This window comes from Microcystis sp. MC19 (assembly GCF_003019735.1).
Classification (GTDB): Bacteria; Cyanobacteriota; Cyanobacteriia; order Cyanobacteriales; family Microcystaceae; genus Microcystis.
The window spans coordinates 1,709,581-1,732,100 of record NZ_CP020664.1; the positions used below are offsets into that span (position 1 = coordinate 1,709,581).

General features: G+C 39.7%; 20 protein-coding genes and 1 pseudogene. 15 read left to right on the forward strand and 6 right to left on the reverse strand.

What is annotated here, in order from left to right; all coding sequences use genetic code 11:
* Positions 1-146 precede the first annotated feature (146 nt).
* Positions 147-1,028: a glutaminase gene (locus B5D77_RS08755; RefSeq protein WP_008202921.1), complete on the reverse strand. Its 882-nt coding sequence runs from the start codon at positions 1,026-1,028 to the stop codon at positions 147-149.
* Positions 1,029-1,039: 11 nt separating this feature from the next.
* Here B5D77_RS08755 and glp point away from each other — a divergent pair, with 11 nt between their 5' ends.
* Positions 1,040-2,266, forward strand: a complete 1,227-nt coding sequence (glp, locus tag B5D77_RS08760; RefSeq protein ID WP_008202919.1) for a gephyrin-like molybdotransferase Glp — start codon at positions 1,040-1,042, stop codon at positions 2,264-2,266.
* 226 nt (positions 2,267-2,492) lie between these two features.
* Here the strand turns inward: glp and B5D77_RS08765 are convergent, their stop codons facing one another.
* The 3 genes from B5D77_RS08765 to B5D77_RS08770 form a co-directional block, all read right to left on the reverse strand.
* The gene (locus tag B5D77_RS08765; protein WP_008202917.1) at positions 2,493-4,133 is read right to left on the reverse strand and encodes an MBL fold metallo-hydrolase; all 1,641 of its coding nucleotides are present in this window, start codon (positions 4,131-4,133) and stop codon (positions 2,493-2,495) included.
* 24 nt (positions 4,134-4,157) lie between these two features.
* Complete coding sequence (locus B5D77_RS27680) at positions 4,158-4,280, reverse strand: hypothetical protein (RefSeq protein WP_002737208.1); 123 nt, start codon at positions 4,278-4,280, stop codon at positions 4,158-4,160.
* 890 nt (positions 4,281-5,170) lie between these two features.
* Complete coding sequence (locus B5D77_RS08770; RefSeq protein WP_106908655.1) at positions 5,171-5,602, reverse strand: hypothetical protein; 432 nt, start codon at positions 5,600-5,602, stop codon at positions 5,171-5,173.
* A gap of 256 nt (positions 5,603-5,858) precedes the next feature.
* Between B5D77_RS08770 and B5D77_RS08775 the strand changes: the two genes are divergently transcribed.
* The 5 genes from B5D77_RS08775 (at position 5,859) to cysK (ending at position 12,413) form a co-directional block, all read left to right on the forward strand.
* Positions 5,859-6,808 (forward strand): IS630-like element ISMae26 family transposase gene (locus B5D77_RS08775; RefSeq protein WP_106908656.1). Its coding sequence is split into 2 segments (ribosomal slippage): positions 5,859-6,201 and positions 6,201-6,808, totalling 951 coding nucleotides; the frame shifts between segments, so codons are not numbered across the junction.
* Positions 6,809-7,362: 554 nt separating this feature from the next.
* The gene (locus tag B5D77_RS08785; RefSeq protein ID WP_104395285.1) at positions 7,363-9,021 is read left to right on the forward strand and encodes an IS1634 family transposase; all 1,659 of its coding nucleotides are present in this window, start codon (positions 7,363-7,365) and stop codon (positions 9,019-9,021) included.
* A 329-nt stretch (positions 9,022-9,350) separates the two neighbouring features.
* Complete coding sequence (locus B5D77_RS25810) at positions 9,351-9,488, forward strand: hypothetical protein (protein WP_159036951.1); 138 nt, start codon at positions 9,351-9,353, stop codon at positions 9,486-9,488.
* A gap of 640 nt (positions 9,489-10,128) precedes the next feature.
* Complete coding sequence (locus B5D77_RS08800) at positions 10,129-11,364, forward strand: RNA-guided endonuclease TnpB family protein (protein ID WP_106908658.1); 1,236 nt, start codon at positions 10,129-10,131, stop codon at positions 11,362-11,364.
* Positions 11,365-11,453: 89 nt separating this feature from the next.
* Positions 11,454-12,413, forward strand: a complete 960-nt coding sequence (gene cysK / locus B5D77_RS08805) for a cysteine synthase A (protein WP_106908659.1) — start codon at positions 11,454-11,456, stop codon at positions 12,411-12,413.
* Positions 12,414-12,632: 219 nt separating this feature from the next.
* Here the strand turns inward: cysK and B5D77_RS08810 are convergent, their stop codons facing one another.
* On the reverse strand, positions 12,633-13,349 hold the full coding sequence (locus tag B5D77_RS08810; protein WP_106908660.1) for a hypothetical protein: 717 nt from the start codon (positions 13,347-13,349) through the stop codon (positions 12,633-12,635).
* A gap of 417 nt (positions 13,350-13,766) precedes the next feature.
* Between B5D77_RS08810 and B5D77_RS08815 the strand changes: the two genes are divergently transcribed.
* The 6 genes from B5D77_RS08815 to B5D77_RS08840 all read left to right on the forward strand — a co-directional run bounded on the left by B5D77_RS08815 (position 13,767) and on the right by B5D77_RS08840 (position 18,644).
* The gene (locus B5D77_RS08815; protein ID WP_008202902.1) at positions 13,767-14,450 is read left to right on the forward strand and encodes a hypothetical protein; all 684 of its coding nucleotides are present in this window, start codon (positions 13,767-13,769) and stop codon (positions 14,448-14,450) included.
* A gap of 40 nt (positions 14,451-14,490) precedes the next feature.
* The gene (locus tag B5D77_RS08820) at positions 14,491-15,273 is read left to right on the forward strand and encodes a DUF2778 domain-containing protein (protein WP_106908661.1); all 783 of its coding nucleotides are present in this window, start codon (positions 14,491-14,493) and stop codon (positions 15,271-15,273) included.
* Between the two features lie 157 nt (positions 15,274-15,430).
* Positions 15,431-16,135: a hypothetical protein gene (locus B5D77_RS08825; protein ID WP_254053059.1), complete on the forward strand. Its 705-nt coding sequence runs from the start codon at positions 15,431-15,433 to the stop codon at positions 16,133-16,135.
* 65 nt (positions 16,136-16,200) lie between these two features.
* Positions 16,201-17,304: a peptidoglycan recognition family protein gene (locus B5D77_RS08830; protein WP_106908663.1), complete on the forward strand. Its 1,104-nt coding sequence runs from the start codon at positions 16,201-16,203 to the stop codon at positions 17,302-17,304.
* A gap of 75 nt (positions 17,305-17,379) precedes the next feature.
* Complete coding sequence (locus B5D77_RS08835) at positions 17,380-17,952, forward strand: cell wall hydrolase (protein ID WP_002781980.1); 573 nt, start codon at positions 17,380-17,382, stop codon at positions 17,950-17,952.
* 41 nt (positions 17,953-17,993) lie between these two features.
* A complete protein-coding gene (locus B5D77_RS08840; protein ID WP_254053060.1) occupies positions 17,994-18,644 on the forward strand; it encodes a hypothetical protein in 651 nt (216 codons plus the stop codon).
* Positions 18,645-18,934: 290 nt separating this feature from the next.
* Here B5D77_RS08840 and B5D77_RS08845 read toward each other — a convergent pair.
* Positions 18,935-20,183, reverse strand: a pseudogene (locus tag B5D77_RS08845) (ISNCY family transposase).
* Positions 20,184-20,544: 361 nt separating this feature from the next.
* Between B5D77_RS08845 and B5D77_RS08850 the strand changes: the two are divergent.
* The 3 genes from B5D77_RS08850 to B5D77_RS08860 are packed head-to-tail and all read left to right on the forward strand — an operon-like array spanning position 20,545 to position 22,507.
* Positions 20,545-21,000 (forward strand): hypothetical protein, encoded by a 456-nt coding sequence (locus B5D77_RS08850; RefSeq protein WP_254053061.1) that lies wholly within the window; start codon positions 20,545-20,547, stop codon positions 20,998-21,000.
* 49 nt (positions 21,001-21,049) lie between these two features.
* Positions 21,050-21,454, forward strand: coding sequence for a hypothetical protein (locus B5D77_RS08855; protein ID WP_106908666.1), 405 nt, complete (start codon positions 21,050-21,052; stop codon positions 21,452-21,454).
* Positions 21,455-21,490: 36 nt separating this feature from the next.
* Positions 21,491-22,507: a hypothetical protein gene (locus B5D77_RS08860; RefSeq protein WP_106908667.1), complete on the forward strand. Its 1,017-nt coding sequence runs from the start codon at positions 21,491-21,493 to the stop codon at positions 22,505-22,507.
* Positions 22,508-22,520: the final 13 nt, after the last annotated feature.

Genomic DNA, 22,520 nt, shown 5'->3' on the forward strand with positions numbered 1-22,520 from the left:
ACTGGAATTATCAGGGTAAGCGCATCTTAACAATCCTTGACAAAATGAACTTTATCCCTCCGGGGTTTCACGGTACTTGACCAGAAAAATCAGAAAAAGTATCGGTATTTTTTTGAGGAATTAAAGCTTATTTTCATAGATTAAATTTACTTGACAAAATGACTTATGTGTGTTAATAAATTAAGTCCTAAAATTGAATTACCTTGCTCATTTAACAGGGGACTATAACAAGCGATCGCTCCCTGTTTTGGTACAATTGATAACAAAGCTCCACTAACTCCCGATTTAGTGGGAAACCCTACCTCAAGGGCGAATTGTTGGGAAGCTTCATAGAGTCCACAATTAGTCATAATTTCTAGAATAATTTCGCCAAAAGGAGCAGCTAAAATCAACTTACCTAAATTAGCAAGATCGGCAATTTTTCCAGATAAACAACAGATTTGATTGTAGGTTTCTAGAGCTAAATAACGATGACTGATATAACCATTTTTTTCTAATTCTAAGCTTAAAGCCTGATTGTGGGTATTAGGATAGGAGTGGACAGAATCAAGGACAGAGCGATCAATAAATAATTGACAATTACCCATTTCATTTAACCATAAAAGCAAATTTTTACAGCGAGATTCTGGCGTTTCTCCTGCTAATAAATCCGCTAATGCGATCGCACCACTATTAATCATAGGATTACGGGGAAAACCTCGATCCTCTTGCAGTTGAGTTAAGGAATTAAAAGGATAACTAGAAGCTTGTTTTCCCACGCGACGAAAAACAGCATCTTCCCCTAAATGAGTTAAAAGATATAATAACAAAAAAGGTTTAATCACACTCATCAAAGGAAAAGTTACAGTTTCATCTCCCCAAGACAAAATCTCCCCCTCAAGACAGTGAATCTGGAGAGCGAAAACCTCAGGATTAACTTGCTTCAAAACCGGTATATAATAGGGAGTCTGACCCTTCCTATCCGATAAATGCACTTCCCCGAGCCAAGCTTGTATATCTTCCACCCTTAATCTAGCTAATCGGTTCATTTTTTTAATCCATGTACTCAGTCAAAGAAGCAGAATCTATAATCTTAACTCAAATTCAACCCCAACACCCAACCGAAAAAGTTTCTCTAGGGGCAGCTTTTGGGCGCATTTTAGCCGAAGATATCAGCAGTGATTTAGACTTTCCCTATTGGGATAATTCCGCTATGGATGGCTATGCTGTCCGCTACGAAGATGTCAAAGACACTAACCCAGAAAATCCCGTTACTTTAAAGATTATCGCCGAAATTCCCGCCGGCAAAGTCCCCGAAAAAATTATTCAACCGGGAGAAACAGCGCGAATATTTACCGGAGCGATGTTACCCGCCGGCAGTGATACGATTATTATGCAGGAAAATACTCAAAAACAAGGGGAGCGAGTGGCGATTCTTATCCCTCCCGAAAAAATAGGTCTTTTCGTGCGTCAACGCGGCACATTCTATCGAGCGGGAAATACCCTATTAAAAGCCGGTATTGCCCTTAATTCCCCAGAAATGGCGGTTTTAGCCACGGCACAAGCTACCGAATTGACAGTTTTTTCCCGTCCCCAAGTGGCAATTTTCTCCACGGGAGATGAATTAATTAATCCCGATGAAACCCTACAAAAAGGTCAAATTATTGACTCGAATCGCTATGCTTTAACGGCATTTGTCGCCAGTTTAGGGGCAATTCCCAGGCCTTTAGGTATAATAAAAGATAATCCTGATCTTCTCAGAGAAACTATCAAAAAAGCCATTAATTCTAGTGCTATCGTCCTTTCCACTGGAGGCGTTTCTGTGGGAGATTACGATTATATCGAGGGAATTTTAGGGGAATTAGGGGGAGAAATTCTGATTGGCAGCGTTGCTATTCAACCGGGTAAACCCTTAACCTTTGCTACTTTTCCTAACGGTTGTATTTACTTTGGTATCCCCGGTAATCCCGTCTCTGCTTTAGTTTGCTGTTGGCGCTTCGTGCAAATGGCCATTAAAAAATTATCGGGATTGACAGATTATCAGAACAAATTTCTGCGAGTTGTCACCCGCGATACTCTCAAATCTAAGGGGCAAAGAGAAGTTTATCTCTGGGGAAAAATAGAAATTATCGAGGGAGTTTATCAATTTCAACTTGCTCCCGGACAACACAATTCGGCTAATTTAATTAATTTAGCGGGTACTAATGCTTTAGCCATAATTCCCCAGGGTAAAACTACCATACAAGCGGGAGAAACAGTAGAAGTTATGACTGCACTTACCCTTTGAGAGCCAGTTTCAGATTTTGGCAAGGGTTCTTTTTTTGACTTGATCTCCTTCTCGGCAAGAATCAGGTCGAAGAACAGCAGCTGGGGAATTATACTAGCTAGGGCTAAAAGTCTTGGAGAGCCTGGGTTAAAATTTAATTTTTTAGTATTTCTGTATGGAGGAAGTCCAAGAATACTGACTCCCGAATACCGACTCCTAACCCCCAAACTTTTTCAGCAGACCCTAACTATATATTGGCCTCAAAAACGGGACAATAGCCTTCGGCAACCACTTTAAAACCGTAGAGAGGAGAAGCGGGATTCCAACAGCGCTGACTTTTGTAGTGGACACAGACACGACAGCAATCCATCTCCTCTAAAGCTTTGGTGGTGCGATTGGGAATCTCGCTTAATAATTCCCGTTGGGAGACTCCCCGCAATAATAATTCTTCCCCTTGCCAGCGCGCTTCCACCAGTCCCGTATCGGCGAAATTACTCCACCGGGGATCCCGGGTGATCGGCTCTGGTAAGGTGATAGTGATGATCGAATCCGATTCATTTAATTCTCCCTCATAGTGACTGGGGGCCGGGGGTGTCGGTTGCAAAAAGCGATCGCCAATAGGCAATTCCACCAGGGTTCCCACGGCCGGAGAATGGAGTTGATAACGGCTTTGTAATTCTTCTAAACTGGTCAAATCCGCTAGATATAGGGGCGAGCCATGGACGAACATGATATGCTGCGGTCGCAGGTTATGGATTAGTTGGGTGGTGTTGCGACTATCGCTATGTTCGGCCAGTAGATAGGTTTCTTGGCTAATTAATCCCGAACGCTGTGCCGCTTTTAATCGGGGATTCTCCAGGTTGATATCGTGCAGGTGTTGGGGAGCTAACATTAACCAAGGTTTATCCCCTTGCAGATATTTACTCACCTCCTCTAGGCGATCAATTAGTAAAATTATCGGAGTGGTTCCCCCTAGAGGTGTCGGTTTTTCTGGCAACCTTCGCAACCGGGGACAGATGCGCTCATCCCAAAATAAGGGCTGATGTTTGGCAAAATTCTGGACAGATGCGGGAAATTGTGGTAAAATTTCTAGGTAGGCATCGCAAGCTTTAGCGATCTTGCCCCCAACCCAGATATCAATGTCGCGGCCCGTGAATTGGTGGTGCGATCTCAGTAATTTTAAAATTTCTTGACCCAATCCCAAAGCGGGGACGGGTAGTAAGACATTTTGCCCCTCAGCGATCGCATGATAGATGCGATTCATCAACTGTTTTTCCTGCTGTCGTCGGTGGGGATGGCGCTCTGTGCCGTAACTGCCTTCAATAATCAGTACATCGGGGGATATTCCCCGCAGCAGATCGATCGATAATCCTTCCACCAGTTGAAAATTAGATAGGGAAAAATCGCCGGTATAGAGGACCTTATAGGTGCGTTTGGGGGTTTTGTAGGTGAAGAGAACTACAGCAGCCCCAGGTAGGTGGCCGGCCGGAAAAATCTCGACGGTGAGATCATCGAAGAGAGTGATCGGCGATCGCCATGGCCAACCCTGACAGAAACTGCCGATTTCCTCGACAGAATCGGGCCATTGTAGGGGCAGCAGTTGTACTGTCACCTCGCTGGCATAAACTGGCAATTGGGGATAGGTCTGATGGAGAGCCATTAACCCACGGATGTGATCGCTGTGGGCATGACTACAGAACACCAGATCCACGGGTGGTTTTTTGTTTTGGGTCAGGGGTTGCATATCGGCCAAACCGCAATCTAAAAGTAGGCGATAGGGACCGATTTTCAGGAGGAGACAAACCCCTTCCGACGCGTGACCGACACCAAAAGGTAAACAGGATAAAAGGGATTTTGACCCCCAGACAGCAGTAGAGCGTTGAACCATGGCAACCCTGATTATGATGACTGGTTAGTGAGCCGAACCATTGCCATCGTAGTTATCGCTATCGTAAAAACCGTTGCGGGTGCCGAAAAAGAGACAAGAGACGGTGAATACAGCCGTTAATGCCAACAGGATTAATTTGATGTCCATATAATTAGTGCAACTCCTCAGAGGGTATCTCCCCTCATACTAACCCAACTTTTTCGGTTGTTAGCAGCTAGGTTTTGAATTTGTCCCTGGGCGCTCTACCTCTTTTCATAATCAAACCTCTTGCATAATTAATTTTTGAGGGTTCAAAAACGGCAAAAATAAGGATTAAATTGCATAAAATCTGTAAATAGACCATTTAATTAATTATTATTCATTCTTAATTCTCCTGACTACTGACTACTGACTACTGGCTCCTAACCCCAACAACAATTTTTGATTTTTACAAGAGGTCTATTAAACTTGCCAGTAATTTGTGATGATTTCATCAAAAACCCCTGATAATTGTCGGAAAAATTAGCACCTTTTGTCATACACTCCTTTGCTAAAGTGCGACGTAATGATAGGTGTAAATTCTCTCTTTTAGACATGAGGCAGTGGGGTTTCTTGGTCTATTATTTGGCCTTAAAGCCAACAAGTTATTCATTTTGAATCAGATTAGCTCAATTCAATTATAGTTGAACTTTACTCTGTAAGTCTGTAATTTGAACAAAATGATAAATAATCGCTTTCTTGTCCTAGATAGCCATTTAAATCGCTAAATTGGTTATTTGATCCCCCTTTTACCCTCAGAGGGTATCTCCCCTCATACTAACCCAACTTTTTCTGACAATCTCAACTTGATCGGCTGTATCAGTAAGGGGGAGTTTAGAGCAATAGCAAATAGTTATAGAGGCAAGCATTAAGCAGATCGCACCGCTCGGCAATCTGCTTTTCATTACTATTCCTAGCTTTTAGAGTTTGGAACCACCTCATCTCAAAGCTCAGTGCTATACCACCTTGACAGTGTATTCTAGAGTCGCCGTTTTTATCTTTGAATTTGAATTTAACAGTTAGAATACTAAATCGGCCGAGTAGTAGTTGCTAACATAGGCATCGCTGTTGTTGTAGGAGGAGTTGTAGGCATAGCCATACTCTGACCCTAGACCTGAATAACCTTCGTAGCTAGAAACATTGTAGGTGGTGGTGAAGCTCGCCGTTCCGAGACCGTCGTAATCGTAACCCCAATCGGTGTAGCTAGTCAGATAGATGTTACTCTCTCCAATACCAAAACCTTGGTCATAGCCGTAGTTATAAACGTAATCGATGTAGTAGTAGCCGTTGTTGTAGGTTTCGTTGTAGTTGGAGTAACCGTATTCGTCGGTGTATTTGTACTGACCACTATAGTAACCGAGGGAACTATCACCGAAACCGTAGCCAGTGTAATGGTCGCCGTTACCGTAGTAGTAGGTATAAGAGAAGTAGATGTCGTTGAAGCCAGCCATATATTAAATCCTCACCAGATAATCAGAAAGGAAAGTTATCAGATAAGAGAAGCCGAGCGTTCTTTTCCACTAGCCAGACGCTCCTAACCTCAGAGGAGACAGGGGACTATTTAGGGCTTGCTGAGGTAGCGTAACATAATCGGGCGTTGGGTTTCACTATCGTTCAACCCAACCTACGTTCATCTTATAGCACTTCTTGGAGCTATGAGGTACAATGAAAAGCAAATAGACAAATAATAGAACTCGCCAGCTTCCTATGAGACCCTATTCCGTAGATTTTCGCCAAAAAATTATCGATGTCTGGAAGAAAGAAAAAATTTCTATTCGAGGACTAGCCCAGAGATTTGACGTGGCTAAAAGCTTTATTCAGAAGTTATTGAAGCAACATAAAGAAACAGGGGATATCCGTCCTCGTCCACAAGGGGGAAGTCCGCCAACCAAGTTAAATAGTGAACAACTGATAATTTTAATAGAAATCATCGAATCTAACAATGATGCAACTCTCGAAGAATTATCGGACTTACTATATGAAAAGACACAGGTGAAAGTCAGTAGAGCCACCCTGGGGCGGCTTACGCAAAAACTCAATTACAGTTTCAAAAAAAAACACTACACGCGGCGGAAAAAGAAAGTGACAGGGTGCAGCAAAAAAGAGTGGAATACTGGTCAGAAGTTAGGGAAATTGAGGCATCAAAACTAATTTTCATCGATGAATCGGGGGTAAATTTAGCCCTTTTGAGACTCTATGCTAGAGCCTTAATTGGCCAAAGAGCTCGGGGAAGAAAACCACAAAAAAGAGGGAGAAATATTTCAATAATTAGTGCTATAAGCTTAGAAAAAGTTGTGGCATCAGTCAACATATACGGTGCAGTGGATGCGGTAACATTTGAAGGATTTATTCTGAAGGAAGTGCTGCCAAAAATTAAAGAAGGAGACTGTTTGCTCATGGATAACGCCAAGATTCATCTCGGAGAAATGGTCAGAGAAATAATTGAACAAGAAAAAGCTAGACTCATCTATTTACCTCCTTATTCTCCCGAATTCTCTCCTATTGAAAACTTTTGGTCAAAAGTCAAAGCGATATTAAGAAAACTGAAGGCGAGAACTTACAAAGACTTAATAGAAGGGATTGAATTAGCTATGTTAGAAGTTACTCAAAAAGATATTCGCAATTGGTTTACTCACTGTTGCTACTGTACCTCATGAGTCAGAGAATTGCTATATATTTAATTCCACCCACCTACTTAGTCTCTCAATCTTTTGCAGAAGATGTCGGGTTATCGGCAGAAAAAATTGTCCTATTAGTACAAGATAATGCTGGGTGGCATAGAAGTCAAAAACTTGAAGTTCCCCATGGAATCCTGCTCGATTTTCTACTTTGCTTATTCACCAGAACTACAGCCAGCCGAGAGATTGTGGTCTCTAGTAGATGCACCTCTGGTTAATGAGCATTTTAAAACCCACATTCCGCACCCTCAACTGTCACAGATCAAAAAAGCCATTAAAGTAGTACATAATAACTAAAATTAATTCAAAGGTTAAAAGGGTTAATGAGAATATATAGCATTAAAAGGGGTATGGAGCGAGAAAGAGAAAATTCAAGAGAAAAAAATAATTGTTCAGAAAACAAGAAATAATTGATTACAATAAGTAGTCGTGCAAAATTAATTTCCTAGTGAAGATAGGCAAGAGGCAAGAGCGGGGTTAGATATGTGTAATTAATTTTGCTTAGGTACTTAGAAGTAGTGGAGGAATCTGTTGTGAAATTAAAACCCCAAGAAATAGAAATTCAGAACATAGACCATCTAGGGATAGTGGCAGGAATAATAGACTCAATCGGAATAGTAGAAATAATAAACGAATTGATAGGAGTCGAAAAAGACGAAAAAGTAAATGCAGGTCAAGTAGTAAAAGCCATGATAATCAACGGGTTAGGATTTGTTTCCAAACCCTTATATATGTTTCCCGAATATTTTGAAACAATCGCCTGTGAACATCTAATAGGAACAGGAGTAAAACCAGAATATCTCAACGACGATAAATTGGGGAGAGTCATGGATAAACTATTTATAAAAGGATTAGATACAATATTTTTCATCATCGCAGTAAAAGCCGCCCAAAAATTTGGAGTATCACTATCAACATCACATCTAGACTCATCATCAATCCACGTACATGGGCAGTATAACACTAGCTTACCAGAAGTAATATTTGAGAATCAAAAAATAGGAAATAACCAAGAATTAGAAGAAATAGCAGTAAAATCACCAAAAGAAATAACCATCACTTATGGTTATTCTCGTGACCATCGGCCGGACTTAAAACAGTTCATCATAGAAATGATATGTTCAGGAGATGGAGACATCCCAATATTTTTGAAACTAGCATCAGGAAACCAAGCAGACTCATCATGTTTTGGTCAAATAGCAGTAGAATATCACAAACAATTAGAAGTTAATAGTCTCATGGTTGCTGACTCTGCCTTATATACAGAATCAAACCTGAAAATGATGTCAGATTTACAGTGGTTATGTCGAGTACCATTAAGCATAAAAGCAGCAAAATCATTAATATCAACAATACCAGAATCAGAATTTATTGATAGTACAATACCAGGATATAAATTAGTATCAAAAACCGAAAATTATGCAGGAATAGAACAAAGATGGTTAGTAGTACAAAGTCAAGAAAGAAGAGAATCAGACCTGCGTAAACTAACCCAAAAAATTACCAAAGCCGAATCAAAAGCGGTTCTTGATTTGAAAAAGTTATCACAAGAGAGATTTGCTTGTGAAGCAGATGCTATCAAGGCATTATCAAAATTATCAACCCAGTTCAAATATCACCAAATTAACGAAAGTAAGGTTACTCCAGCCAAATCTAATAAAAAAGATTCTCTAAATGAAATATCCTACCAAATATCAGCTACAGTCTGCCAGGATGAAAGTAAAATTAATACAGAATTGCTGAGTGCAGGATGTTTTATTATTGCTACGAATGTTTTAGATTCACAGGAACTTAGTGATGATTCTATGCTCAGGGAATATAAAGCTCAACAATCATGTGAACGGGGGTTTGGTTTTCTCAAAGACCCATTATTTTTTGCCGATAGTATTTTCCTTAAAAGTCCTGAGAGAATAGAGTCTATGGGAATGATTATGGGTTTATGTCTCTTGGTTTATACATTGGCTCAACGTCAAATTAGAAATGCTCTGAAAGAGTCTAAATCAACAATTAAAAATCAATTAGGTAAAGCAACTAATTCCCCTACTTTACGCTGGATTTTTCAATGCTTTCATTGTATTCATTTGATTACACTTAATCAGGAGGAACATATTTCTAATTGGAATAAGGACAGAGATTTTATCTTGCGTCTTTTACCAGATGATTGTTTACGTTACTATCAATTAGCCACCTAATTATTATCTCTATCAATTTAATTTCTATGAGTGAACATGAGCTAATATCTTTGATTTATAGCTCCACTTTACTATGTCTATAATTTAGTTTTTTACTTTAATTGATTAGTCTAAATTATGATTTATCTCTTGGATTTCTTCTTTTATTTATCTGTTGACTCCTCTAGGTGGTGTTAATTCTTATTGCTCCTTATTGAGAATAGGTTTTGATGCCATTTTTGGTGCTTTACTGTTTCTCAAATGCCTTTTTTCGCTCCTTATGTTTATTTTTATGCTCACTTTGATTTTTTCTCTCCGTAATTTCTCTCTGTGACAGCTTAGGGTGCGGAATGTGGGTTAAAACGATTGAAGAAAGGTCAGAAATTCTGATAACTCGTTGTCAGTATCTCGAAACCATGACTAATGAAATTAAAAGCTTGACTAACTATCATTGGCTAACTTATGACCGATTGTTATCAACTTTTTAAACAGGATTTAGGATAATTAGCACACTTAGGGGGGATTAAATTCATTAATTCCTGAGTTTCAATAGCAAACATTTGCCAAGACTCTACCCATGCCGAAGACCAATATTATTTAGTTAATCCTTGCTCTTTGATAATCTCTCCCGACCGATTAGTAGCTGATCATATCATCTGACATCAACTCCTGCCATTCAGAACCAGGCTGATAGTGGTCAAGCATAGACTCAGTCTGCCTTTCAAGGATACGCCTGCGCCCAATCAATGGTAACTTGAGAAAAGCCAGACCTTGCTCTAGGGATAAAGCTTGTTCTTCGGGGGATAAGACGGATTAGCCTCTTTCACCAGTGGGAAAACCTTCAGTTGGTCAGAAAAATCCCATTCCTATCAAATCTAGATTCTAGAGTACATCCTCTCAAGCTAGGCGGACTGATTGAAGAAACAAAAGAAAACGGAAATTTTGCTGATCTAGGGCTGGCCTTTGCTATAAGTGAGCTATATAGCGCATCCTTGGCTAGTGAGGAAATTCTCAAACGCTAAAGCTGAGAACTTACCGAAAAATTGGGTTTAAGGTTCCCCGCCCGACCGGGCGGCTTTTTCTTCTCAATAGTTGCTTATCAACCACCTCTTGTGATAAAATCAAGACATGATAGTTAGAGAAGCCAAGCTACTAAACGCCACTAAAGAGCAATACCAAGCTCTGGATGAAGCCATCCGTACCGCCCAATTTATTCGTAACAAAGCGGTTAGATACTGGATGGATAATTCGGGGGTAGGAAGAAATGATTTATATGCACTGTGCAAAGTCCTTGCTCAAGAGTTCTCTTTTGCCAAAAAGTTAAACTCTGCCGCTCGTCAAGCCAGTGCAGAAAGAGCTTGGGCTTCTATTTCTAACTTCTATACTCGTTGTCGAAAAGGAGAAAAGAAAAAAGGCTATCCAAAATTCAAAAAGCATTGTCGCTCTGTTGAGTATAAGGTTTCGGGATGGAAACTCTCAGAGGATTGTATGTATATTACTTTCACTGACGGTTTTAATGCCGGTGCTTTTTCTCTTTATTGCGACAAGGAAACAAGAGAAGACCTCTTTCGACTAAAGATTAATCGTGTTCGTGTTGTACGCCGAGCCGACGGGTATTATGCCCAATTTTGCTTTGATGCTGACCGCAAAGAGCAGGGAAACTATACAGGCAATGTTATCGGTCTTGACCTGGGATTGCAATATTTTTACAAAGACCAAAACGACAATGCTGTAGTTTATCCTAAGTATTTGCGAAAAGCAGAAAAAAGGCTAAAACGTCAACAAAAACGATTAAGTAAAAAGTATAGGAAAGGGGCAAAACCTCAATCCAAGAGCTACCATCGAACCAGAAAAAGACTGGGTAAACTCCACCTGAAAGTTCAACGCCAGCGGAAAGATTGGGCGATTAAGTTAGCCCGAAACGTAGTGGCATCTAACGATGTTGTGGTGTATGAGGCTTTAAAAGTGTCGAATCTGGTCAAGAATCATAACTTGGCTAAGTCTATTTCTGATGCAGGTTGGTATCAATTCACTCAATGGCTAGACTACTATGGCAAAATTTGGGATAAAGCAATAGTTGCGGTTGCACCCAACTATACTTCCCAAGATTGCTCTAATTGTGGTCATCGGGTGAAAAAGTCACTAAGCACTAGAACTCACTCTTGTCCTCACTGTGGAATTAAAATCTGTCGTGATACAAATGCGGCTTTAAATATTCTTAAAAGAGGAATGGAAGTTCTCGGGATGGAATGGCAAAACAGTACCCAAGGGCATTGGGAATCTGGGTCGGAAGACCGAAAGCATGGGGAGAAAACCGCCTCTACTATTGAAGGGAAACCAGAGATAGCAAGTGGATTTCTATGAACTATGAATAAGAATCCCCCGTCGTTCACGCGGGGGAGTATGTCAACGCTATAACTAAGCACACAAATCACCCAGACTGAGAAAATATCATGCGTATCGCTCACGATGTCACCGAATTGGTTGGCCGCACTCCTTTAGTACAATTGAATCGGATTCCCCAAACAGAGGGCTGTCTTGGCCGAATTGTGATGAAATTAGAAGGGATGAATCCCGCTGCTTCCGTCAAAGACCGTATTGGCACCCACATGATTAATAGCGCCGAAAAAGCGGGTTTAATCAATCCAGAAACCACGGTTTTAGTGGAACCCACTTCCGGCAATACGGGAATTGCCCTCGCGATGACTGCGGCAGCTAAGGGTTATCGCTTAATTTTAACTATGCCGGAAACGATGAGTTTAGAGCGCCGGGCGATGTTAAAAGCCTACGGTGCTACCCTAGAACTTACCCCCGGTTCCCAAGGCATGAAAGGGGCAATTTTACGCGCTCAGGAAATCGTTGATAGTATCCCCGGCGCTTATATGTTGCAACAATTTCGCAACCCTTCTAACCCAGAAATTCACCGTCTCACCACTGCTGAGGAAATTTGGCAAGATACGGAGGGACAGGTAGATTTTATTGTTGCAGGTGTGGGTACTGGAGGCACGATTACGGGAGTCGCTGAAGTGATTAAATCTCGTAAACCTAGTTTTCAAGTAGTCGCGGTGGAACCTTTCAATAGTCCGGTGATTTCTGGTGGTAATCCCGGTCCCCATAAAATTCAGGGTATCGGTGCGGGTTTTATTCCGGAAGTTTTACGCACAGATCTGATTGATGAGGTAATTACCGTCAGTGATGAGGAAGCTTTTCAATTTGGTCGTCGTCTGGCAAAAGAAGAGGGTTTACTTTCGGGGATTTCTTCCGGTGCCAATCTTTGCGCTGCGATTCAACTGGCCCAACGACCGGAAAATGAGGGTAAATTAATTGTGGTGATTCAGCCTAGTTTTGGAGAACGTTATCTGAGTACACTGATGTTCCAAAATATCGAGGAGCGCGAGTTAACTTTGGTGTAAAAAAATATCCTCTTCAATCTCTACAGTCAGCCTTTAGCTTTAACTATAGCAGTTATCTTAAATGGTGGCCTAGGATTCAGGCGCAGGTCGTCGGTCGTCAGTATTCTCCGAGTCAGGAGCCGGTCGTTAGGAGACAGGTTTTAGGTTTTGGGGTTTTGGGGTTTTAGTTCAATTTCCCCACTCCCCCACTTCCCTATACTTTTTAAACAGGATTTAGTATTAATCATATTTCAAGAGGGATTTTTTCACCTGTAGGGGTATTTGTAAAGGTTGCGGTTTGATTGTTTCTTGGCCGGAAAAACTATCGAGTAAAGCCGATCGCACTTGCGTGTCGGTTTCTCGCGAGAGAAGATAACGGAAGTATTCTTGGCATTGTTCTCGACGACTGGGGGAAAGTTCCATTTCACTTAAACGTCGGACTGCCATTAAGCGCATTAAGGGATCATTGACTGTTAATTTTTCTAACCAGCGATCAAAGTTTTTTGACTCATTTTGACCGCGATGGTCGAGAAAATGCCATCCTAGCAGGATTAAAGTCAAAACCGTGCCAATTCCTTGCAAAATTGAGGCTAGAGCTAACCAGCGATTTTCGGCATAGGTCCAAATGGCGACAGCGAGATAGGTGGCTAAACTGCCCAAACCGCCACAGACTACCGCTAAAGTTAACTTACCGCTATCGGCAGTGAAAAAAGCACGCCCCCACAGCCACAGCGATGGCCAGTTTTGACCCTGGAGATGGTAAACTCCAATCATCGCCCCCACTCCGGTTAAAGTGGCCAAAACTAACTGCCAATTCCACGCCCAGAGGATCAAAAAACTAGCACAAGCTGCCGCCCATGTCAAGAATTGACGGGTTTTTTTTGCTGCGAGAGTTTTGATGACTCGACGCTGCAGAGCGGGAGAAAAATAGCGAGGAAGGCGGAATACTGAAGACACGGGAAGTTTTTCACTGAGGGTTTGATGATCACTATAGCCTGTTCTCAGGCAGACAGATCATTTTTCTCGGTAAAAATCCTCGTGGCAAAAGAGCGCAGTGCTAGGGTGGCCTAAAATTGCGATCGAGAATCGGCTAAAGTTCAGGTTGGCGAGCTTAGGTGTTAAGATACTTTGCCATCAAACTCAACTTTTTTTGTTAATAAATAGCTCAACAATATTCTGTAAACTTATATACAGAAACCTAAAGAAATATATTAATTGGCAGTCTTTAAGGGCAGTAAGTTCTGATAAATAATCTAGAGTGTTAAGTATAAGTACCGCATCTAATTTTACCTAGTCACGCCAGCTATCTAACTCATCTATTTCACTTCCGAACAGAGTTAGAACTTCCTTTGTTACGTTCTGAGAGGCAAAAAAATGACTACTCAACTACAACAAAAAGCCGAACTTGAAATCGTCACCTTGAACCCTGTTTACGGAGTTAACTATAACAAGGGTTACATCGGTTTTACCTATGACGGAACAAATCCAGTTGGTCGAGGAATTGCTTATTTTACTAAGTGGGATAAAATGAGCAATATTTATGCTACTCACGCTCTCATCGTTACGGGTGAAAATACCTGTATTGAAGCGAATGCTGGCACGAATATGGTAGAAGAAAATCCTCTAGAACCCTATTTTCAACCTTCTAATTGCCAAATTTTCTTCCGCAAACCCAAAGATTTAACTGATGAGATTGCAGAGCGTATTGTTGAGATTCTCAAACCAGAAGTAGGTAAAAAATATGACTATAAACTAATCCTAGCTCATGCCTTTTCTGGAAGTTTACCTGGTCAAATACTCAATCTTTTATCACGGCAAAAAATCAAAAAGTTACTGTCTGAAGCTCTCAACTGTCCTGATAAATGGATTTGTAGTGAGTTAGCAGCTTACGCTTTAGATGAGCAACCTGAATACCGAGATATCGGAGTTCTGATCAATCCTAATTCTACCATTAATCCTCAAAAATTATTTGAAGATGATCTGATTTTTCAGGCTTGGGAAAATCAGGTTGCAGCAAAGTTTAAAGATTTAATCACCGGGACAACAGTAATTGCTTAAATGATCGAAAAACACTTTTGATTAGAAAGGAGAATCAATTATGGCTTATTTACTCTTTAAAATGGATTTGCCAACATCACGAACTAATCAGTTCCGTCAAGGCAAACTTCATGTCATGGAAGGAAACACTTCCATTAAATCTTGGACAGCAACATCAGGATATGCTCCGTATCAATGCCTCAATGATCAATCTACAAGGGCTAAAGGACCGATTCCATCCTGCAGCAAGGTTGGCATAACCAATTATTCTGTTAGTACCTCTCCAATTAATCATGCCAATACACCTGGAATCCGTAGCAATTTTTATCATATTCTCAATTCGCGATGGTCTGAGGGAAGGATATTTGTTAATGGTATTGCAAGAAGTCAATTTGGTATTCATTTTGATGATCGCAGTCCTGGTTCTGCTGGTTGTATTGTCATCCGAACTCGTTCTGAGTGGAATGATTACGATCAATATCTTAAAGCCTATCGTCAACGAGGACATAATCGTATTGACTTAATTGTTCAGTACAACGGTAGTTCTCCGCTGCTACCTCAATCTCAAGTTTTCACCGTACAGCAACCCACTTCAGGTCAAAACCAACCTGTTAATACCTCTATTACCTTTTCAGGAACGGCAAAACCAGAAGTCTCAAAAATCATCGCCTTAGTCGGTCCCGGTGGTCCTTTCAAAATTGCTGAACTGACCAGTGCAGGTGCAACATGGCGTTTTGATTACAAGTTTTTAAACCGTGGAGTCAATCGTCCTTTCACTTTTCAAGCCTACAATTCGTCTGGCCGTTTACTGCAAACAATTTCATTCAGACTCACCATTATCTAGATTTATTTCGAGTGAAAATTGTGCCTAATTTACCTATTTCTAGGAGGATAATATTATGAGTTGGCTACGGTTTACGATGAATTTGAATGACGATCCCTCATCTTTAGAGGAGATACATGATAGTTATCAGACCTTAGTGAAAGGTCAATTGGCGATTATGGAAGAAGATGAAGCAAAAAATATTTATGAGGCAACATCAGGGTTTCCTCTCTATCAGTTTATCTCTGCTCAAAGCTTGATTGGTCGGGGTCCGATTCCCTGCTGTGGTAAAGTGGGTATTCCTGCTTATACTGTTTCGACCCTACCTTTTGACTTAACTTCAGAAGCCAAGAGTGAGGAAAACTTTTATTTGATTGAGCCAAATACTGTAGATGCAGATGGTGTTAAACGGGGAAGTTTTGCCATTCAATTTGATGATAATCCTCCTGGTTCTGCTGGATCGATTGGCTTAATTAATGCTCAAGATTGGCAAAAACTTAAAGCATTTATGGCTGACTATCATCAGCAAGGATTTGAATCAATTGATTTAATTGTTGAATACAATAATATTGCAAAACCTGCGCCAATATCCTTATCAGAATCTGTTTTTACAGTAGAGTCCCCAACCCCTGAAACGGTTCATAATATTAGTAAACCGCTTACTTTTTCAGGGATGGCAAATGCTTCTGTCACCAAGATTATTACGACTGTTAGTGCAGAGGTAATGTTCATTATCGGGGAAGTTGAACCGATGGATGGACAATGGAAATTTGAGATTCAACTGGATAGTACAGAGGAGAATTTATTCAAATTCCGTGCTTTAGATCGAGATGGAAATCTCTTACAAACTATCGAATTTGGTTTGATTTTAGATGAGGATTAATTACCCTCATTTAAACAATTAAAGTTTTACGATTTCAACCATTTACTAAATTGGAGGAAGTCATCATGATTACTATTACCAGTGTTCCTGAAACAATCGAAACTAATCAGAATTTTTTCATTAAAGGAACAGCATCAGATGATCTACGAGAAAAACCCGTTGAATTAATCATTGATTATCAGTATAAAGTCTCAGGGGGAAACGTTGCAGATGACGGAACTTGGCAAATTAACTTTGTCTTTCTGTCTGCGGGTGATCGCCGCTTAAAAATTGTCATTGGGGATCCCACAGATAATACAGCATACGCCAATATTCAAGTAGTGGAAGCTGTTCCCACTATTCGCATCACCCATCTACCTACAACTATCAAAACATCAGAACCTTTTGTCATTAAGGGAGAAGTCGATAACCTTGCTAATGGTGAAGAATTACTAATTCGTATTGATGGGCAATTTGATGTGGCTAAACCCATCGTTGAAGGGGGGAAGTGGGATGCACAGATTGTCCTTTCTCAAGGTGGACGGCGATTGCTAGAAGTCATTGCATCAGATCAAGAAAAGCTCCAAAAAGAGATCGATATTCAAGAAAGTTCTCCTACCCTTAACATTATCACTCGTCAAGTTTGGGGCGCACCGCCTACTCCTTCTAGCCTTCCCAATCTTAATGCCCAACGCATTACCATTCATCACACTACTAATCCTGCTTTGTCTCCGAGTGCAAACCAAACCAGCGAATTTCAGCGCATGAGAAGTATTCGCGATTATCATGTAAATTCCCTCCAATGGTCTGACATTGGCTATCACTATGTCATTATGCCCAGTGGTCGTATTTATGAAGGTCGTTATGACCGCAAACGAGGGGCGCATGACAAAGTTAATGACGGTTTTGGTATTGCTTTTGATGGCAACTATGTATCAAGCAGTATTACAGACGCACAATTCAATTCTGCGGTTGCTCTTTGCACTCAGTTGTGTAAACGGATGGGCATTAATGATCCTACTGTTCTTGTTTCTACTCCCACCTATTTTTCTGGAAACCCCAATCGCAACCTTCCTCGTATTTTAGGACACCGCGATCGTGATTATAATTCTTGCCCTGGAACACCGAATGGCACAACTGTGCGTTTAGAGCAAATTCGTCAAGCCGTTAAAAGGGCATTGTCAAATTAAGTGATCTTAAATTAGTTAGGTTTGGCTTCAATTTTACCTAACCGATGTTTCCCAAATTTATCAGGAGAAAAGCTCATGGCGAATCAATACAAAGTTAAGGCAGGAGATAGCCTCTACAAAATTGCCCAAAACCATAATTTATCCCTCACAAGATTGCTTAATCTTAATCCACAAATTTCTAATCCCAATCTAATTCAAATTGGCGATCCCATTAATTTACCTGATTCTGGAAGTGATAGCGGTGAGGTGGCCCCAGACGCTTCGGATATTATGGCTCGAACAATTTATGGGGAAGCACGCGGAGAATCTGAACTGGGACAAATTGCAGTAGGTTGGGTCATTCTTAATCGTGTTGCTAAACAAACATGGTATGGCAAGGATGTTGTAAACGTATGTCTTAAATCTTGGCAGTTTTCCTGTTGGAATCCTTCAGATGCAAATCGAGCAAAAATCAAGTCGGTTAAAATAGGCGACCCAGTGTTCGATAATTGTCGTGAAAGTGCTAGAAAAGTTCTTACCCGCACTATCCCTGATCCAACGAATGGAGCAACTCATTATCATGCAAAATCCGTTAAACCTTCTTGGACTCACGGTGCAACCTTAACAAAAACAATTGGTAATCATTTGTTCTACAAAAATGTCGATTGAGTAAAAGTTAGAGAAATCAACTCAAAAGGAGGTTGTTTTATATGAAACTTCACCGTAAAAATGTCAAAGGGAATCTTCGGCAATCAAGTCTTTGGATTTCTCTGATTTCGCTGACTCTAATAACCAGTGGTTGCCATGAGGATTTAAGCCAAGTCCGAGAATTTAGTAAGGTATCAGGAACAATTCAAGAAACATCTGAAAAGCTGGGAAAAGATATATATGAATCCTGTCTTAGACGAGAAAACCGACTGGATGAAACCGAGAAACTCCAATCATCCTTTGCTCAAACTCAATTTCCGTCTCCTTCTGGCGTTTTAACTCGTGAAAATAGTCGGACAAGAACATTAGAAGGATTTGAAGAATTTCCAGTCACGGGAGATTCTAATCCTTATAAGTTTCCCCCGATTAGAATGGATGAACGATGCGATCGCTTTAAACCCGTCGCTAAATCTACCATTCAAGCCAATCTTCTTGCCGTCAATTATTTAGAATCCCTCGGACAATTGGCAGGTGATCAACGGGTTTCACTGAACCAAAGTCTCACGGATATTGGGAGTGCCATTACCAATCTCAATTCCATCTTTGAAAAAGCTAAAATATCCGTGCAGATCAATTCAGATTATGTTAAAGCGGGAGAAAATATTGTTGGCTTTTTACTCAGCAATTCTCATTTTGAAAACAAAAGAAGATAAAGTTCTCTATGTGAACAAGAGAACTTCTGTCTAATTATCATTTTTTTTCAAGATAATCATCATAATTAGCTTCAAGAGACAGTTTTAAAATATCTGCCCATAAAAAACTTATCTCAACTCATAAATTTAGCTGAAATTCTGACCTAATTTCTGGTTTTTTCAATGAATAAAATAATCTTTCCTTCTCTCGAAAAATTGACATTTTTAACTAGAATTTATTTTTTTAAGCGGGACATATTCGGTAAGAATAAACAAGAAAAACTCTGACCAATTCTTAAACCAAAAATATTTTAATAAAGTACGAATATCATTAAAAAAACTGGTGCGAGTAACTAATAACTCACGAATCTTTTGATAAGTATGATTAACTAAATCTAAAACGGTATGAAATAAAAAAGCTAGTAAATTTAAAGACAACAAGAACTCGCATAAATGACTTTGACCATGACCAAAATTATGTTCTAAATTATAACCGTGATTTTTAAGAACGTTATTTCCTTCATTCTCAACTTTCCATCTGCTGCGTCCAGCTTTGACAATTTTTTCAACATTATTTTCAGTAATTTCATGATTGGTAATCCAATTATTTTGATAGATAATTTTCTGTGTTTTTTCATTAATGACCGTGACTTCACACCAATTAACTTCGAGACTTGACTCGACCTCTCTCAGAGGAACTCTAGAAACATAACGATAACGATAAATGAGATTCTTTCCTCCATCCCATTGTTTCTTTTCTACGGCTTTAACTTCTCCACTTTTTTTTAAAAATTCTAGCCATTCATATAAGGTTTTATGAGAAGTTTCAAGACAAACAAAAATAAAATTATAACCTTGTTTTAGAGCTAACTCACAGATAGGTTGGCGAGAGTATAAGTCATCTCCTAACAGGGTTACAGGATAACCATACTTCTTTTGATGATTCTTATCTAACCATCTTTTAACAGCCGCATTTTCACAATCTTGTTTTTGCTGCCCATCTTGTTTTTTAATAAATTCTGGTTCTAAATTAATCACTTGTTTTTGCTCAGGAGAAACCACAATTGGCGTGACGCAACCATGAAAATAAGTTGTCGTTCCATTACGAGCATTGCGGCAATTACAATGGGGACAACTAATTTTCTTTGAAGAAAAATATTCCGTACCATCTAAAGCTATTAAAATTTCCTCATCTAAGTAGAAAAATTTTTTAATAACTCCCTGTTTTTTTAACCATTGATAGACTTGTTGAAAAGAGCCAAATATTGTGGCAGCTGGGATAGGATCTAACAGCTTTCTGATTTGATTATCACAAGGTATTTTTTTGATACCAAATAAACTTGAAGCATTATCTTTTCCCTTACTACTTTTCATCAAACGTTGATGCTCTAAAAAAGAAGGTGACTGAGTAAAAAAAACCGAAAAAGCCGCCTTAACTGCATCTTCTACCTGATATTTGGTATTGTTTCCTGGTTTTCTGTCATCGGGTAAGTCATGTAATTCTTGAACTAAAAATTGTATTAATTCAGGAATTTCTAAAGTCACAGCCTTTTTCGTCATCGCAGAACAGTTTGATTAATTAATATTTCCAACTTAATAATTTTACCTCAACAGACAACAATCATCAATTTTTATTTGGTTCTCTTTCTGATGTAGAGAACTTTTGTTCTAGATTTCTCCCATCTTTCAAATATTTTGAGTATAAATACTCTATATACTCACTTCTCTGCGATGCAGTCGCACTCGCGGGAGCGCATTTTGTAGATTGCTTAAAGCTTTGTTTCTGTCTGTATCACTTGTTACTTTTTAAAATGAGAATTGCTGCTTTTTACTGGATAATTTTGTTGTTAAGCCCATTCAGCGTAAAAACCTTAAATCTGTTATTGTTTGCCAAGATGAAAATTTTCAACAATATATTTTGTTGCTCAATGAAGTTAATCAACTTTACCGAGATACTTGGTTAGAAAGTGAAAAAGGTGGACTCTATCGTTACTTTGAAGAGCGATTTCAACAAGCCCCCACTCGCTATCGCAATAATATGCAAGAGTTGGCCAATGAAATTCAAACAATTACCCAACAATATACCCAAGAAAAGGCTCAATTAAACGGTCGAAAAGAGCAAGCAGACGCTTATATTGCATTATTATCTCTCACGGCTCAAAATCATCATAAACTAGCCATAATTTTCGGAAATAATATGGATAAAAAAGCAATTCAATCCTTCTGTCCTCAGAATTCTACGGCCACAACGGCTGAAATCTATCAAAACTTAGAGCCTCCTTCTCAGGAACAATTAAAAGAAGCTCAAAAAGTTTTAGATAACTATCTCAAAGAAGCTAAACCCTTAGTGGATAAACTCAACCAAAAAGCTCACTAGAGATGCTTACTATTTATCCTATTTAATTTGAGGTGAAATGATGAACACAATGACTCGCTCAGACGCTAAATACCTTGCTCAGAAAATCCTAAACTTAGTCCCTTTTCTCCAGCAAAAACGCTATGAATTATTTAACGCAGGTGAGTTAACTCCTGAAGAATTTTTAATGATTGCTCGCTATGAGAGAAGATTATTAGAATTTGTGGATGATTTGAGCCTGATTATCTTTCAACAAATTCTAACCGATTTAGAAGCCCCAGCGACTCGAATTCAAACATCTATTCAGGAAGCGCAGGAAGCTATTCAAAGAGTCGAAAATACCAACAAATTGATCGATATTGTCAAGTGTGTTGTCAATCTCGCTGGAGCAGTAATCTTGGCAGTTAAGCTAGGAACCCCTGCAACGCTAATTAACTTAGTCAATCAGTTAGATAATCTATTGATGACTGTTTAGAAATTCAATCTTAGGTCAACTTTAAAGGAGAACTGTATGAGTACCTTACAAATTCTTAGCCCCACTAATGATGCTCGATTTGAATGTCTAAAACCTGTTACTTTTACAGGCAAAGTCGATCCTGGAATAGTCACTGTAGAACTAAAAGCAGACGAACAATATTCCCTAGGCAGTGGTCAGGTTAAAGCGGATGGTTCTTGGTCGATTACTTATTCAGGATTTACCAATATCGGTGAGCGCAAAATTACCGCCATCGGTTTTGAGCAAGGAAATCAAAAAAAGGCAGAAACCAGTATCTATATTAATGTTGTTTACGCCACGGATGGACTTGATAAAATTATTGAGGTTGCCGCTAATTCCCAAATAGCCCGTTATCACTGGCTCGATCGAGGAGTTGCACCCAAAGGTTACATTAAAGGGATGGCAGTTGTCTACGCTAAGGTTTATTGCCAGTTGAAAGCAGCTAATCCCTTTGCCAAAGAAATGGCGAAAGCTAACACAGGAAACTCCGATAAAGATGCCTTAGCACACTACGCTCAGAAATTCCGTGATTTAGGGATGAATAATAGCGTGGCAGGGGTTGATACCCTCAGACATTTATTTGTCTTGCTGATAGGTTTAGGAATGCGAGAAAGTTCTGGAAAACACTGTGAAGGACGTGATCGTTCAGCCAGCAATACCACTGCTGAAACGGCGGAAGCGGGATTATTTCAAACAAGCTATAATGCCCGAAATTCTCATCTATTGTTACCTCAGTTATTTGAACAGTATTTAGCCAATTCATCAGGGTTTATCGAAATCTTTAAGGAAGGGGTTACTTGTCCTCCTCAAGACTGGGAAAACTATGGAGAAGGGAAAGGAAAAGAATTTCAACGCTTGTCGAAAGCTTGTCCGGCTTTTGCCGCCGAATTTGCTGCTATTGGCTTAAGAAATCTCCGAAAACATTGGGGACCAATTAACCGCCTAGAAGCTGAAATTTGTCCTGAAGCTGATGCTCTGTTACAGGAGGTTCAGAAGATTGTTGATCAATTGAATCTTTGTTCATTGTTTTAATTATCTTTTTTTC

Coding starts and splice junctions, on each gene's coding strand:
- B5D77_RS08755 (WP_008202921.1), bottom strand. CDS start 1,028: ATGAACCGATTAGCTAGATTAAGGGTGGAAGATATACAAGCTTGGCTC.
- glp (WP_008202919.1), top strand. CDS start 1,040: ATGTACTCAGTCAAAGAAGCAGAATCTATAATCTTAACTCAAATTCAA.
- B5D77_RS08765 (WP_008202917.1), bottom strand. CDS start 4,133: ATGGTTCAACGCTCTACTGCTGTCTGGGGGTCAAAATCCCTTTTATCC.
- B5D77_RS27680 (WP_002737208.1), bottom strand. CDS start 4,280: ATGGACATCAAATTAATCCTGTTGGCATTAACGGCTGTATTCACCGTC.
- B5D77_RS08770 (WP_106908655.1), bottom strand. CDS start 5,602: ATGGCTGGCTTCAACGACATCTACTTCTCTTATACCTACTACTACGGT.
- B5D77_RS25810 (WP_159036951.1), top strand. CDS start 9,351: ATGTGGGTTAAAACGATTGAAGAAAGGTCAGAAATTCTGATAACTCGT.
- B5D77_RS08800 (WP_106908658.1), top strand. CDS start 10,129: ATGATAGTTAGAGAAGCCAAGCTACTAAACGCCACTAAAGAGCAATAC.
- cysK (WP_106908659.1), top strand. CDS start 11,454: ATGCGTATCGCTCACGATGTCACCGAATTGGTTGGCCGCACTCCTTTA.
- B5D77_RS08815 (WP_008202902.1), top strand. CDS start 13,767: ATGACTACTCAACTACAACAAAAAGCCGAACTTGAAATCGTCACCTTG.
- B5D77_RS08820 (WP_106908661.1), top strand. CDS start 14,491: ATGGCTTATTTACTCTTTAAAATGGATTTGCCAACATCACGAACTAAT.
- B5D77_RS08825 (WP_254053059.1), top strand. CDS start 15,431: ATGGAAGAAGATGAAGCAAAAAATATTTATGAGGCAACATCAGGGTTT.
- B5D77_RS08830 (WP_106908663.1), top strand. CDS start 16,201: ATGATTACTATTACCAGTGTTCCTGAAACAATCGAAACTAATCAGAAT.
- B5D77_RS08835 (WP_002781980.1), top strand. CDS start 17,380: ATGGCGAATCAATACAAAGTTAAGGCAGGAGATAGCCTCTACAAAATT.
- B5D77_RS08840 (WP_254053060.1), top strand. CDS start 17,994: ATGAAACTTCACCGTAAAAATGTCAAAGGGAATCTTCGGCAATCAAGT.
- B5D77_RS08855 (WP_106908666.1), top strand. CDS start 21,050: ATGACTCGCTCAGACGCTAAATACCTTGCTCAGAAAATCCTAAACTTA.
- B5D77_RS08860 (WP_106908667.1), top strand. CDS start 21,491: ATGAGTACCTTACAAATTCTTAGCCCCACTAATGATGCTCGATTTGAA.